This is a genomic window from Microtetraspora malaysiensis, assembly GCF_001528665.1.
GTDB lineage: Bacteria > Actinomycetota > Actinomycetes > Streptosporangiales > Streptosporangiaceae > Microtetraspora_A > Microtetraspora_A malaysiensis.
Genome location: NZ_BBYJ01000005.1, coordinates 426183 through 439365, shown reverse-complemented (window position 1 = coordinate 439365; position 13183 = coordinate 426183). Strand labels below are relative to the sequence as shown.

The 13183-nt window shown below is 70.0% G+C and carries 11 protein-coding genes and 3 pseudogenes; 7 read left to right on the top strand and 7 right to left on the bottom strand.

From position 1 onward, the window contains the following. Positions 1-5: 5 nt before the first annotated feature. A complete protein-coding gene (locus AWQ71_RS04950; protein ID WP_067127245.1) occupies positions 6-614 on the bottom strand; it encodes a dihydrofolate reductase family protein in 609 nt (202 codons plus the stop codon). 148 nt (positions 615-762) lie between these two features. Continuing rightward, a pseudogene (locus AWQ71_RS04945) lies at positions 763-996 on the bottom strand (TetR family C-terminal domain-containing protein); the annotation flags it as partial. Between AWQ71_RS04945 and AWQ71_RS04940 the strand changes: the two are divergent. Beyond that, positions 996-1385, top strand: a pseudogene (locus AWQ71_RS04940) (VOC family protein); the annotation flags it as partial. The pseudogenes AWQ71_RS04945 and AWQ71_RS04940 sit on opposite strands and share 1 nt — an antisense overlap. Positions 1386-1442: 57 nt before the next feature. Here AWQ71_RS04940 and AWQ71_RS04935 read toward each other — a convergent pair. Together AWQ71_RS04935 and AWQ71_RS04930 are read right to left on the bottom strand one after the other, a co-directional pair. After that, the gene (locus AWQ71_RS04935; RefSeq protein WP_067127242.1) at positions 1443-2654 is read right to left on the bottom strand and encodes an RNA polymerase sigma factor; all 1212 of its coding nucleotides are present in this window, start codon (positions 2652-2654) and stop codon (positions 1443-1445) included. Then, positions 2651-3022: a YciI family protein gene (locus AWQ71_RS04930; protein ID WP_067127239.1), complete on the bottom strand. Its 372-nt coding sequence runs from the start codon at positions 3020-3022 to the stop codon at positions 2651-2653. The genes AWQ71_RS04935 and AWQ71_RS04930 overlap by 4 nt, the downstream gene beginning before the upstream one ends. Positions 3023-3255: 233 nt before the next feature. Here AWQ71_RS04930 and AWQ71_RS04925 point away from each other — a divergent pair, with 233 nt between their 5' ends. Continuing rightward, positions 3256-4749 (top strand): MFS transporter, encoded by a 1494-nt coding sequence (locus AWQ71_RS04925; RefSeq protein WP_067127236.1) that lies wholly within the window; start codon positions 3256-3258, stop codon positions 4747-4749. A gap of 66 nt (positions 4750-4815) precedes the next feature. Here the strand turns inward: AWQ71_RS04925 and AWQ71_RS04920 are convergent, their stop codons facing one another. Next, positions 4816-5712, bottom strand: a complete 897-nt coding sequence (locus tag AWQ71_RS04920) for a sigma-70 family RNA polymerase sigma factor (protein ID WP_067127234.1) — start codon at positions 5710-5712, stop codon at positions 4816-4818. A 75-nt stretch (positions 5713-5787) separates the two neighbouring features. Here AWQ71_RS04920 and AWQ71_RS04915 point away from each other — a divergent pair, with 75 nt between their 5' ends. After that, positions 5788-6507 carry an FMN-dependent NADH-azoreductase gene (locus tag AWQ71_RS04915; RefSeq protein ID WP_067127232.1) on the top strand — a complete coding sequence of 240 codons (720 nt, stop codon included), beginning with the start codon at positions 5788-5790 and terminating at the stop codon, positions 6505-6507. 110 nt (positions 6508-6617) lie between these two features. On the opposite strand, the gene AWQ71_RS04910 is transcribed toward AWQ71_RS04915, so the two are convergent. Then, positions 6618-7013, bottom strand: a complete 396-nt coding sequence (locus AWQ71_RS04910) for a cupin domain-containing protein (RefSeq protein ID WP_067127228.1) — start codon at positions 7011-7013, stop codon at positions 6618-6620. A gap of 183 nt (positions 7014-7196) precedes the next feature. Here AWQ71_RS04910 and AWQ71_RS41340 point away from each other — a divergent pair. The 4 genes and pseudogenes from AWQ71_RS41340 to AWQ71_RS04895 form a co-directional block, all read left to right on the top strand. Then, positions 7197-7370, top strand: a pseudogene (locus AWQ71_RS41340) (argininosuccinate synthase); the annotation flags it as partial. A 2-nt stretch (positions 7371-7372) separates the two neighbouring features. Next, positions 7373-7690, top strand: coding sequence for a hypothetical protein (locus tag AWQ71_RS04905; RefSeq protein WP_067127225.1), 318 nt, complete (start codon positions 7373-7375; stop codon positions 7688-7690). A gap of 362 nt (positions 7691-8052) precedes the next feature. Then, the gene (locus AWQ71_RS04900; protein WP_157570177.1) at positions 8053-9252 is read left to right on the top strand and encodes a cytochrome P450; all 1200 of its coding nucleotides are present in this window, start codon (positions 8053-8055) and stop codon (positions 9250-9252) included. A gap of 80 nt (positions 9253-9332) precedes the next feature. Next, on the top strand, positions 9333-12476 hold the full coding sequence (locus AWQ71_RS04895) for an AfsR/SARP family transcriptional regulator (protein WP_067127220.1): 3144 nt from the start codon (positions 9333-9335) through the stop codon (positions 12474-12476). On the opposite strand, the gene AWQ71_RS04890 is transcribed toward AWQ71_RS04895, so the two are convergent. Beyond that, entirely contained in the window at positions 12460-13182 is a 723-nt protein-coding gene (locus AWQ71_RS04890) for an ABC transporter permease (RefSeq protein ID WP_281195440.1), read from the bottom strand. The two genes, AWQ71_RS04895 and AWQ71_RS04890, sit on opposite strands and share 17 nt — an antisense overlap. Between the last annotated feature and the right edge of the window lies 1 nt (position 13183).

Here is a 13183-nt window from a genome sequence, read left to right as displayed (position 1 = left end):
GGACTTCAGGCCGTTGCATACCGCGGGCGCCCGGCGGGCCGGTAGACCTGGATCGTCACGCCCTTCGAGTCGACCCGCGACTCGAGCAGGTCGAGCGCAAGATCCGGACCGGTCTCCGGGAACAGCCTCGCGCCCTGGCCGAGAACCACCGGAATCACGATCAGAATCATCTCGTCGACCAGATCGTTCTCCAGCAGCCACCGGGTCAGGGTGCCACTGCCGTGCACCTGCAGCTCACCCCCGGGCTTGGCCTTCAGCTCACTGATGGCCGCCGCGAGGTCACCGCGGAGAACGGTCGTGTCCTCCCAACGCGGCGCGGTGAGCGTGGTCGAGGCGACGTACTTGGGGGCCTCGTTCAAGGCCACGCCGATGGGATGTGCGCGCATCTGGTCGATTGCGCCCCAGGAGCCGGCGAACAGCTCGTAGGTGCGCCGGCCGAACAGGAACGCCTCTGCGCGCTGGTAGGTCTGCGTGATGAACGTCCTGGTCTCGTCGTCGCCCTTTCCCCGGGCCCATCCGCCGCGCTCGAATCCGTTACCGCGGTCATCCGACGCGGCGCCGTTGCCCTGCATCACTCCATCGATGGTGACCTGAGTCATGGTCGTCAGCTTCATGATCGCGGTTCCTTCACCTTGGCGCCGCCCTCTGTGGACGGTCTCACCCCTGCTACGAACACCACCACCCCGATCCGACACCCCCTCCCGGACTTCTTTGCAGAAATCTCCGGGACGCCGGTCGTCATCGATCGGCAGGCCGGCCGGCTCAGCCGATGCGCAGCGCCTCCAGCATCCGGGACAGGGCGGCCCATGTGTCGGCCAGGTCGCCGGGATTCACCTCGCCGTGGTTCGCCGACCCGGCCAGCCACAGGGCCGCCTCGTTCATCGCTCCCGACAACAGGTGAGCGAGCGGCGCGACCGGCTGCCGGGCGATCGTTCCCACCTCGATCAGGGTGGTGAGCGCTTCGCCCAGGTGGCGGGCCGAGGCGGCCTCGTCCAACGTCCCGGCTTCAGGAGTCGCGCGATTTCTACACCAGGCTCTTCGGGTTCGAGACCACGTTTGCGGCGGACTGGTACGTGAGCCTGCGGCGGGCGGGAGCGCTGCCGTACGAGCTCGCGCTGCTCGACTACCGCCACCCGACGCTGCCCGAGGCCTACCGCGTTCCGGTGCGAGGGTTGCTGCTCAACTTCGAGGTGGAAGACGTGGACGCGGAGTGGGAGCGGCTCGTCGTTCGCGAGGGCCTGCGAGCCGAACTCGAACCGCGCAGCGAGGACTTCGGGCAGCGGCACTTCATCGTGGCCGATCCGAACGGTGTCCTGATCGACGTCATCACACCCATCGCGCCCTCCACGGAGTATGCCGACCAGTACATCGGATCCGGATCCTGAGTCACCGTTCGAGATCGTGGCCAATGCGCCGGGCCACGCCGCCGCCAATCGCCAAAGTCACATTCTTACCCGGCCGGCCCGGGACTCCAGGTAGCGCTGCTCGGCAATGCTGGCGGTGGCCTTCGCGGCGCGCCGGTAGTGCTCGTACGCCCCGGCCATGTCACCGGCCTTCTCCAACAGATGCGCCCGTACGGACAGCAACCGGTGGTGCCCGGCCATCCGCTCGTCACCGTCCAACGTGGACAGCAGGGCCAGTCCGGCCGACGGCCCCTCGGTCTCGGCGAGCGCGATCGCCCGGTTGAGGGTGACCATCGGGTTGGGCGCGATCCGTTCCAGGATCAGGTAAAGGGCGTGCACCTGCGGCCAGTTGGTCTCCTCGGCCGTGGCCGCGTCGGCGTGCGTGGCGGCGATGGCGGCCTGCAACTGGTACGGCCCCAGCTCCGGGCCGGCCAGCGACCCCTTGATCAGCTGGACGCCCTCGTCGATCAGGCCGCGGTCCCACTTCGTACGGTCCTGTTCGTCCAGCGGCACCAGGTCGCCCGCCGCGGTCGTACGGGCTTCCCGGCGGGCATGGGTCAGCAGCATCAGCGCGAGCAGCCCGGTCACCTCGCCGTCCTCGGGCAGCTGCGCGTGCACCATCCGGGCCAGCCGGATCGCCTCGTGCGCAAGGTCGGGACGGTGCAGCTCGCTGCCCGAGGAGGCGATGTAGCCCTCGTTGAAGATCAGGTAGAGCACGTGCAGGACGACCCGTAGCCGCTCCTCGCGCTCCGCGCCGTCCGGCAGGGTGAACGAGCTGCCGGCGGCCTTGATCCGCTGCTTGGCCCGGCTGATCCTGACCGCCATCGTGCCCTCCGGCACCAGGAACGCGCGGGCGATCTCGGCAGTGGTCAGGCCCCCGACCGCCCGCAGCGTCAGAGCGGTCTGGGAGGCCGCGGTCAGCGTCGGATGGCAGCACAGGAACAGCAGGACGAGCGTGTCGTCGGTGTCCGGCACGTCTCCAGGCGCCGCCTCGGCGGCCGTCGCGCACTCCCGCTCGCGGCGCGCGTGGTCGCTGCGCATCTGGTCGATGAGCCGCCGGGACGCGACCGTCATCAGCCAGCCGCGCGGGTTGTCCGGCGCTCCCTCGGCCCGCCACTGCACGGTGGCGGCGAGGACGGCCTCCTGCACGGCGTCCTCGCACCCCTCGAACTGGCCGTACCGGCGTACCAACGCGCCGAGGACCTGCGGCGCGAGCTCGCGCAGCAGGTCCTCGATGGCTGATGCTGTCATGCCTCCAATTGTCCGTCAGCGAACATCACCTGCCGCACCTCGACACCCAGACCCTCGATCGCGGCGTCCGGGATCTGCGCCGCCAGCTCGATCGCCCGTTCCTTGTTCTCGCAGTCGATCAGGTAGAAGCCGCCCAGATACTCCTTGGACTCCAGGAAAGGTCCGTCGGTCACCACCGGCTGGCCGTTGCGTACGGACACCACGGCGGCCTGTGACGGGTCGATCAGCGCCTGCGTGGTGATCAGCTCGCCGGACTTCTTCAGCGCCTCGATGAACGTGCCGTGGCCGCCGCCGATCGCCGCCTTCTCCTCGTCGGTCAGCGCGTCCAGCACGGCCGGGTTGATGTGCATGCTGATCAGGAACTGCATGTGGTGCTCCTTGTGATTCACGAGCCCCGGTTGGGCCCTTCGACCAGATGGTCGGAGCCGTCGGCGTCGTCTTGACATCCCCTCCAGAATTTTTTCACGAGTCGTCGCCGCATCGCCCGGACCGCGAGCCGCGCCGTGGCGGACGCGCGAGATTTCCTTCCGTACCGATGTCAAGAAGCTCCCGGCCGCTCCGACCAACCGGCGAGACATCGAGAGAACAAGGGGTTTCGGATATGCGAGTCAACCGGGCATGGCTGGGACTGGTCGTCCTGGTTCTGCCGACATTCCTCGTCGCGCTGGACATGACGGCGCTGCTCCTCGCGCTCCCGCAGCTGAGCGCCGGCCTGGGCGCCACCAACGTCCAACAGCTGTGGATCAGCGACAGTTACGGATTCTTGGTGGCCGGCCTGGTCATCACGATGGGTACGCTCGGCGACCGGATCGGCCGCCGGCGCCTGCTGATGATCGGCGCAGCGGCGTTCGCGGTGCTGTCGGTCGTGGCCGCCTTCTCGGTCAACCCACTGATGCTGATCGTCGCGCGAGCGCTGCTGGGCGTCGCCGGCGCGACCCTGACGCCGTCCACGCTCGCCCTGATCACGAACATGTTCCACGACGAACGGCAGCGCGGGCAGGCCATCGCGATCTGGGCGACCAGCCAGTTCGCCGGCGGTGCGCTCGGGCCCGTACTCGCCGGATTCCTGCTCCAGCACTTCTGGTGGGGATCGGTGTTCCTGGTCGCCGTCCCGGCGATGACGCTGCTGCTGATCGCCGGGCCGATCCTGCTGCCCGAGTTCCGCAGCGACCGGGCCGGCCGGCTGGACCCGGCCAGCGTCGGACTGTCGCTCGTGGCGGTGCTTTCGATGGTCTACGGCGTCAAGCAGCTGACCGTCGAGAGTGCGCCAGTCGTGCCGGCGGTGGCCCTCGTCGTCGGCGCGACCATCGGCTTCCTGTTCGTACGCCGGCAACTGCGGCTGGAGACGCCGCTGCTGGACCTGCGGCTGCTCCGCAACCGCCCGTTCACGGCCGTGCTCATCGGGCTGGTCTTCGCCGGCATCGCCATGGCCGGTACGGGCCTGCTGGTGACCCAGTACCTGCAGAGCGTGTTGGGCTTCTCACCGGTCGTTTCGGCGATGCTGTTCGCCCCGATGGGCCTGGGCGTGGCGGTCGGCACCATGGCCGCGCCGGCGCTGGCCCGGCGGATGAAGCAGACGACCGCCATCGCCGGCGGGCTGGTGGGGTCGGCGCTGGGCAGCCTGCTGCTGGTCGGCGTCGACGGTGCGGGCGCCCTGCCCCTGGTGATGATCGGCATCACCGTACTGGCGCTGGGCACCGGCCCCCTGTTCGCGCTGGGCACCGGCCTGATCGTCGGGTCCGTGCCGCCGGAGCGCGCCGGCTCGGCGGCGGCGATGTCGGAGACCGGCAACTACCTCGGCGGCTCGCTCGGCTTCGCACTGCTCGGCGTGGTGGCCGGGGTGGTCTACCGCAGCCGGATGGGCGGCACGTCCGACTCGCTGGCCGACGCGGTCGCCGCCGGCCGGCGTCTTCCCGCCGCCCAGGGCGCGGAACTGCTGCACACCGCGCGGGAGGCGTTCACCGCGAGCCTGCACGTCACCGGCGTCGTCGCCACGGTCATCTTCGCCGGACTGGCCGTACTGATCCTGACCATGCGCCCGGCGACCCGGACCGCCCCGGCCGGGCTCCCGGACTACGAGGCGACGCGCTCATAGAACCGCCGTCGAGGCCGACGCCGGGGTTGTCCTGTCCGAACGCGGCACACTCCATCGGGGAGACCTTCACTCCCGGCGATCCGAACTGAGCACGGCAAGATCGAGGTTCCTCAGGCGCGCGGGATCGGCGATCACGTCGTATTCGATGATCTTGTCGTGCTCGATCGCGAAGGTGACTGCGAGGACCAGCCGGCCCTGAGGAGCCACGACGACCCCCACCGCGCCATTCACCAGCGCGAGTTCGGCGAGCCGCGACCTGTGGGCAAGCGCCACGGTCCCTTCCGCCACGGCCCGGGCACCGCGGACCTCGGTCGCCGCGCCCGGCGCCAAGGCAGCCGGATCGGCACGCCGCACCACGTCCGGAGCCAGCACGGCGAGGATCCCATCGAGGTCGCCGGCCCGCGCGGCGGACAGGAACGCGGAGACGGTTCGCCGGTGCCGGACAAGGTCGGTCGCCGAGACCAGCGGCATGCCCTGGACCTTCTGGCGCGCGCGGCTGGCGAGCTTCTTCGTGGTGACGGGCGTGCGCTCCACGATAGGGGCGATCTGGTCGAACGGCACGGCGAACATGTCATGCAGCACGAACGCGATCCGTTCGGCGGGGCTCAGCGTGTCGAGTACCACGAGCAGCGCGTTGCTGACGGCGTCGGCCAGCACCGCCTCGCTCTCCGGCTGGGTCCCCCGAGCGGGGGTCGAGACCTCGTCGAGCACCTGCTGCTCAACGAGATCTTCCCGCCGTGACCTGCGGGAGCGGAGCATGTCGAGGCAGATGCGGGTCACCACGGTACGCAGCCAGCCGGCCAGGTTGTCCACCCGCTGAACGTCGATCCGCCCCAGGCGGAGCCACGTCTCCTGCACAGCATCGTCGGCCTCGCTCGGCGAGCCGAGCATCCGGTACGCGAGCGCGCGCAACTGGCCCCGCTGCTCCTCGAACCGTTCCGCCAGCCCGTCATGCTCGTTCACCCGGTCACCTTTCCACGATTCGTTCCGTCGCCTCCTTTGACGTATCCGACGTAACTGAGGTGACAGGAGAAGACCATGACGTCCTTGCTGCACGTGGATTCCAGTGCCAATCGTTCCGACGAGTCGATCAGCAGGCGGCTGACCGCGTTGTTCGCGGACACCTGGAGGGCCCGGCACGGTTCGGCCGGATACACGTACCGGGACCTCGCCGCCGCCCCGGTGCCGCCGCTGGACAGTGCCTACTGCGCGCTGGGCAGGCGGGTGGAGCGAGACGGCCTCCTCCCGCCGGCAAGGGTGGGCGAGCTGATCGCGAGCCCGGCCGAGCGGCGTGAATGGGAGCTGACCCACCCATTGATCACCGAGTTGCTGTCAGCCGACATCGTGCTGATCGGCGCCCCGATGTACAACTTCTCGATACCCGCCTCACTGAAGGCATGGATCGACCGGGTGAGCTTCCCCGGGGCGTTCAGTGCCCCCGGCACCGGGGACAGCCTGCTGCGCGACACCAAGGTCGTGGTGATCACCACACGAGGCGGCGCCTACGGCCCCGGCACCCCCATGGAGGCCTGGGACTTCCAGACTTCTTACCTGCGGGCGTACTTCGCGAAGCACGGCGTTTCCGACGGGAATCTCTCCTTCATCACCGCCGAGATGACCCTGGCCGACCTGGTCCCGCACCTGGCCGGCTTCCGGTCCTCGGCGGCGAGTTCGCTGGCCACGGCACAAGCCGAGGTGACCGCGCTGGCCGCTGCCCTGACCGAGCCCGCTCGGGTTCGCGTGCCAGGGACGTCGTAGTTCCCGCGTCGTCATCGCGACCCCGCGCGCTTCAGAAGCAAGCAGTTCGTCGCGGCACCCCGTGCGGCGGCGACCGGTTCATCTCCGGCCGCCGCGCGCCGGGCACCCGCTCAGGCGAGCGGGTGCCCGGTTGTGGCGTCCACGTGGCCGGGGATCTCGTCGTGCCGGTCGCCGACGCTCGACGTCCCGGTCGGCTCGAACAGCAGGATCGAGGCTCCGCGCGGGGAGGAGGGCCGGTGCTCGACGCCGCGCGGCACCACGAAGACCGATCCCTGGGGGAGTTCGACGACGCGCTCCCCGGAGGCCGTGTCGCGCAGGGCGATGCTCAGCTCGCCCTCGATGACGAGGAAGAACTCGTCGGTGTCGTCGTGGGCGTGCCACACGTGCTCGCCGGCCACCTTGGCGACCCGTACGTCGTAGTCGTTCACTCGGGTGACGATCCGCGGGCTCCACAACTGGTCGAAACCGGACAGCGCGGCGCGCAGATCGATGGGCATGTTCGTCATGTACCGATCTTGGCGTGAGCCGACCCTCCTCGGGAAACGGGGTAGGCCGGGCCGGGCAGGACGTCGGTGAGCCAGTCATAGACCAGCGAGGACGTCAGGGCGATATCGCCGTTAACCTCCGATCTTCGCATGTGCCCTGGCCGACGCTGATGATGATCTATCGCGCATAGTCGAGGACCGGCGGCGGGACTCGGCATGGTCGGCACCCCGCATCCGGCCTTGATCGGTACCGCCCGGACGACTAGCCTGATCGCCGTTCTGCCGGAAGGCGGGGCCGAGGCGATCGCGTCACGCGGGAAGAGCCCCGACCACGACGAGCTGCTCGACCACACCGCCATGGAGTTTGGGACCAACTGACGATGAGCGCGGAAGAGGATTTCAAGCAGGTCGGCGCCGAGCTGGCCGATCTGGGTGTACGGATCTCCAGGATGATGGGGAGTCCCGCGCTCAAAGATCAGGCGGGGAAGGTGTTCGCGAGCCTGCAGCGCGACGGCGCGATGGTGTTCCGGCTGGTCAGAGACACCCCCGAACACACAGCCGCGCTCCAGCTGGCCGGGGCGTCCCTGTTCGACCCCATGGGGCAGGGCAGGGAGATAAAGGACTGGGTGGTCGTGCCCCACTCCTCGGCCGAGAAATGGACGGATCTGGCCGAGGCCGCCCTCAGCCGCCCACGCTGATCAGTAGGCCACGTCGACGGTGTGGCGGTGGGCGCCATCACCGGCTGTACGCGGCGCTCCTGGGGCGGCGTGGAGACCCGCCGCCAACCTGACCCTGGGCGCGATCACCTGGTGGCTGGAGCACGACCGCCCCCTGCCCCGCGCCAGATGGCCGAGGCGGTCGTCCGCTTCGCGACCCAGGAATACTTCGGTGCCTGGGCCTCGACGTGCTCCCATCCACTCCTTGATTTCCGCCGCGCGGTGTCGTGTCAGCGGCCGTGTCAGCACGGCGACAGCCCGGTATCAGGGCGGTCGGCGATGGTGGATGCCATGAACGCCTCGGGGCTGCGCAAGGCATCCCACGGCTGAGGAGAGGAATGGCCATGGAACACACCGTCACCACGCTGCCGACCGCGCGCCGGCCCGGCTGTCCCTTCGACCCGCCCAAGGAGCTGATCGACGCCCGCGAGCACAGCCCGATCAGCCGCTTCCCCTTCCCCGACGGACACCAGGGCTGGCTGATCACCGGCTATGACCTGGTCCGGTCGGTCCTGGCCGACTCGCGGTTCAGCTCACGCAGGGAGCTCATGCGCCACCACCCGCTGGTCGACTTCGGCGACATCGAGGTCCCCCCGGCGCCGCCCGGCGAGTTCATCCTCATGGACGAGCCGCAGCACAGCCGCTACCGCAAACCGCTGGTGGGCAAGTTCACCGTACGGCGGATGCGCCTGCTCACCGAGCGGGTCGAGCAGATCACCGCCGACCACCTGGACGCCATGGAGAAGGCCGGCCCGTCGGCCGACCTGGTGACCGCGTTCGCCAAGCCCATCCCCGCCGTCGTGATCTGCGAACTGCTGGGCGTGCCGTACGAGGACCGGGGCCGCTTCCAGGATCAGATCGACAAGTTCCTCGGCGGGGAGACCAGCGACGAGGAACTGATCGCGGCCTACACCGCGACCCAGCAGTACCTCGGGGAGCTGGTGGTCGCCAAGCGCGCCAACCCCACGGACGACGTGCTCAGCGACCTCACCGACAGCGACCTGACCGACGAGGAGCTGCGGGGCATGGCCCTGATCCTGCTGTCGGCCGGGTTCGACACCACCGCCAACATGCTGGCGCTGGGCACCTTCGCGCTGCTGCAGAATCCGGCGCAACTGGCCGCGCTACGCGCCGAGCCCGCACTCATCGACGGGGCCGTGGAGGAGCTGCTGCGGTATCTGACCGTCGTCAAGTCATTCATGAGGACGGCGCTGGAGGACGTCGAGCTGGGCGGCCACACCATCAAGGCCGGTACGACGGTCATCCTGTCCTACAACACCGCCAACCGCGACCCCGGGCGCTTCACCGACCCCCACGTGCTCGACCTGCGCAGGCAGGACGGCGGGCACCTGGCCTTCGGCCACGGCATCCACCAGTGCCTGGGCCAGCAACTCGCCCGCGTCGAGATGCGGGTCGCGCTCCCCGCACTGCTCAACCGCTTCCCCACGCTGCGGCTGGCCGTACCGGCCGAAGAGGTCGCCCTGCGCCCGGAGACCGCCGACGTCTACGGGGTGAAGAGCCTCCCGGTCACCTGGGAGGTGTGACCGCCGGCCGGTGACGGCTGTCCTGGGGCCGGCATGCGGGCGGTGTGCGCGCGGGGGCGGTTATCGGCACAATTGCTGGCGTGCGCGTCGGATTGCTCGGACCGTTCGAGGTCAGGAACGGCGATGGAGCCGTGGTGGAGGTTCCCGGGATTCGGCTGCGGGCGCTGCTGGCCGTCCTCGCCCTCGACCCCGGCCGGATCGTCACGCGCGCGAGGCTCGTGGACTGGATCTGGGGGCAACGGCCGCCCGCGGACGAAGTGAACGCCTTGCAGGCGTTGGTGTCCCGGCTGCGCAGGGTGTTGCCGGACGGCGTGATCGAGGCGGATTCCGGCGGGTATCGGCTGGCGGTGACCCCTGATGCCGTGGACGTGGCCCGGTTCGAGCACCTGGTCGGTCAGGGCCGCGCCGCCGAGCCTGCGGCGCGGGCGGATCTGCTCCGCTCGGCCCTGGCGTTGTGGCGCGGTACGGCCATGGCGGACATCGCGCTGCACGGCAGCGATGCGTTCGACGCCGCGGTCGCGCGGCTGGACGAGCTGTACGTTGCCGCGCTCGGGGATCGGGTGGATGCGGACATCCGCCTCGGCCGCGGCTCGGAGCTGGTCTCCGAACTGACCGAGCTGGTCGCCACGTATCCGCTGCGTGAGGGGTTCGTGGCGGCCTTGATGCGAGCGCTCGCGGAGGCGGGGCGTGGGACCGAGGCGTTGACCGTGTACCAGCGGACGCGCGAGCGGCTCGCCGAGGAGCTGGGCGCCGATCCGTCGGCCGAGCTCTCCGCGCTGCACACCGCGTTGCTCCGGGGCGAGTTGGGCGAGCGGGCGGAGAACCGCAGGACGAACCTGCGCGCCGAGCTGACGAGTTTCGTCGGCACGGCCGATGACATCGCCGCGGTCGCCGATCTGGCCAGCACGCACCGGCTGGTCACCTTGACGGGGCCGGGCGGCTCCGGCAAGACCCGGCTGGCCACCGAGACCGCGCGGACGATGCTCGCCGAACTGCCGGACGGGGCGTGGCTGGTCGAACTGGCCTCGGTCCGGGCAGGCGGTGACCTGGCGCAGGCCGCCCTCACCGCGATCGGCCTGCGTGACCAGCCGCTGCTCGGTGACGCGCGGGGTGGAGAGCCGATGGATCGGCTCATCGCCGCGGTCCGGGAGCGCGCGATCCTGCTGATCCTGGACAACTGCGAGCACGTGATCGAGGCGGCCGCGGCTTTCGCGGATCGGCTTCTGGGGGAGTGCCGGAGGCTGCGGATTCTGGCCACGAGCAGGGAACCGCTCGGCATCACCGGGGAGGTGCTGTGGCTGGTCGAGCCACTCGCGCTGCCCGCGAAGGGAGCGGACCCCTCCGAGGTCGGGTCCTCGCCCGCGGTGCGGCTGCTGCGGGACCGCGCGGATCTGGTACGCAAGGACATCGGCTCCGACGCGCCCACCTTGGCGGCCATGGCGCGGATCTGCCGGGCACTCGACGGGATCCCGCTGGCGATCGAACTGGCCGCGGCACGGCTGCGCACCATGACCGTCGATCAGCTGGCGCATCGGCTCGATGACCGATTCCGCCTGTTGACCGGCGGCAGCCGTACGGCGCTCTCCCGGCACAAGACGCTGCGCGCGGTCGTGGACTGGAGCTGGGATCTGCTCACCGAGGCCGAACGCGGCGTGCTGCGGCGGCTCTCGGTGTTCTCCGGCGGGGCGAGCCTGGAAGCGGCCGAGCGGGTGTGCGGGGACGAGGCGTTCGCCGGGGAGCAGGTGTTCGACGTGCTCACCGCGTTGATCGAGAAGTCGCTGCTGCTCGCCGACGGCGAGGGCACGCCGCGCTACCGGATGCTCGACACCATCAGGGAGTACGCGGCGCACCGGCTCACCGAAGCCGGGGAGACCGTGTCGGCCCGCCGGGCGCACCTCGCCTACTTCACCGAGCTGGCCGAGACGGCCGATCCGCACCTGCGCCGGGCCGAACAGCTGGAATGGCTGGCCACGCTCGACGCCGAGCACGACAACATCAGTACGGCCCTGCGCGGGGCGATCGCCGAGGGATGGGCCCACAAGGCGATGCGGCTGGTCGGGGCGGCGGGCTGGCACTGGTTCCTCAGCGGGCACCGGGCCGAGGGCACCGAGTTGAGCATCGCGGCGGCTTCGATGCCCGGTGAGGTGCCCGATGAGGTGCGGGCGCTGGCGTACACCATCGTGACAGTGTTCCTGACCTCCGGGGTCGGCCGCGATCAGTATCAGGCGCGGGAGTGGATCCACGAGGCGTACCGGGTCACCCGGCGCAGCGGGTCTCGCCACCCCATGCTCGGGTTCGTCGGGCTTTGGGAGCGGATGCTGCACGAGCCGACGGGGTTCCTGCCCGCGTTGGAGCCGCTCGTCGCAGATGACGATCCATGGGTGCGCGCGCAGGCCAGGCTCACGCGTGGCCGATTCCGGCTCACGCTCGGCGGTGACGAGACTGATGTGGACATCGACGCCGAAATCGCCCTGGCCGAGTTCCGCACGCTGGGTGACCGGATGGGGATCTCGTTGGCGCTGGCGTTCCTGGCCGATCGGCTCGCCATGTGCGGCGAGTTCGCCCGCGCGTGTGAGCACTACGAAGAGGCGGGCACGGCGCTGACCGAGCTGGGCGTGCGGGAGGAAGTGGTCAGCCTGCGGCTGCGGCAGGCTCAGCTGTACTGCTTGCTCGGCGATGAGCGATCCAGCACGTCCGCCATGACCGAAGCGCAGCGGTGCGCGGGCGGGATCACCTGGCCGGACGCGCTTGCCGAGCTGGCGCTCTCGAAGGCGCAGCTGGCGCGCTGGCGCGGCGAGCCGGATGAGGCACGCCGGCACCTGGACACGGTGCGGGCGACGCCGGGCAGCGAGGAAGTGAGCGGCTGGATCCGCGCCAAGGCCATGGACCTGTCCGGCTACCTCACCGCGGACCTCGAGACGGCCCGCGCGCATCGGAGCGAGGCGTTCCGCGCGGCGGCGGAGACGGCGTACCAGCCGCTGATCGCCGAGGTGTTGGTCGGGATCGCGGATCTCGCGCTGCGCCAGGGACAGGACGAGCAGGCCGCGCGGTTGCTCGCGGCGAGCGACGGCGTGCGCGGCACGCCGGATCGTTCGCTGCCGGACGTTTCCAGGATCACCGCGGAGACGCGGAATCGCCTCGGTGAAACCGTGTTCACCGAGGCGATCCGTGACGGGCAGCGGCGGGACTGGCGCGAACTGGCCGAGATCACCCTCGCTTCGTGAACGACCGGCGCGCCCACAGGTAGCCGATCAGCGCCAGCCCGACACACCAGGCGACCGCCCTGACGGCCGAGCCCGCCGACGGCGTGCCGGTCAGCAACCCGCGCAGGGCTTCGATGACCGAGGTGAACGGCTGGTACTCCGCGAATTGCCGCACACCCGGCCCCATCTTGTCGGCCGGCACGAACGCGCTGCTCAAGAAGGGAAGCAGCATCAGCGGGACAGCGGCCATGCCCGCGCTTTCCGGCGTTTTCGCCGCGAGGCCGAAGGCGACGGTCAGCCAGCCGATCGCCACCACCGTCAACACGACGATGCCGATCACGCCGAGCCACTCCGCGAAGCTCGCCGACGGCCGGAATCCCATCAGCAGCGCGACCCCGGTGACGAGCGCGATGGCCACCAGGCTCCGCAGCACGGTCTCGATCACGTGCGCGTTCAGCACCGCGGCCCGGGACACCCGCATGACGCGAAGCCGGTTGATGAATCCGTTCGTCATATCGGAATTCACCGCGATCGCGGTGGAGCCGATGCCGTAGCAGACGGTCGTCAGGATCAGCCCCGGTGTCGCGTAATCGGCGTAGTTCACGCCGACGCTGAACGCGTCGCCGAATACGTAGACCATCAGGAACATCAGAAAGATCGGCATGATGATGCCGTTGAACAGCGCCACCGGATTTCGCATCGTGTGCCGGAAGTTGCGCCGCAGCATG

Bases quoted from the DNA above. Each gene is read 5' to 3' on its own strand.
- AWQ71_RS04950 (WP_067127245.1), bottom strand. From the start codon at position 614: ATGAAGCTGACGACCATGACTCAGGTCACCATCGATGGAGTGATGCAG.
- AWQ71_RS04935 (WP_067127242.1), bottom strand. From the start codon at position 2,654: ATGACAGCATCAGCCATCGAGGACCTGCTGCGCGAGCTCGCGCCGCAG.
- AWQ71_RS04930 (WP_067127239.1), bottom strand. From the start codon at position 3,022: ATGCAGTTCCTGATCAGCATGCACATCAACCCGGCCGTGCTGGACGCG.
- AWQ71_RS04925 (WP_067127236.1), top strand. From the start codon at position 3,256: ATGCGAGTCAACCGGGCATGGCTGGGACTGGTCGTCCTGGTTCTGCCG.
- AWQ71_RS04915 (WP_067127232.1), top strand. From the start codon at position 5,788: ATGACGTCCTTGCTGCACGTGGATTCCAGTGCCAATCGTTCCGACGAG.
- AWQ71_RS04910 (WP_067127228.1), bottom strand. From the start codon at position 7,013: ATGACGAACATGCCCATCGATCTGCGCGCCGCGCTGTCCGGTTTCGAC.
- AWQ71_RS04905 (WP_067127225.1), top strand. From the start codon at position 7,373: ATGAGCGCGGAAGAGGATTTCAAGCAGGTCGGCGCCGAGCTGGCCGAT.
- AWQ71_RS04900 (WP_157570177.1), top strand. From the start codon at position 8,053: ATGGAACACACCGTCACCACGCTGCCGACCGCGCGCCGGCCCGGCTGT.
- AWQ71_RS04890 (WP_281195440.1), bottom strand. From the start codon at position 13,182: ATGCTGCGGCGCAACTTCCGGCACACGATGCGAAATCCGGTGGCGCTG.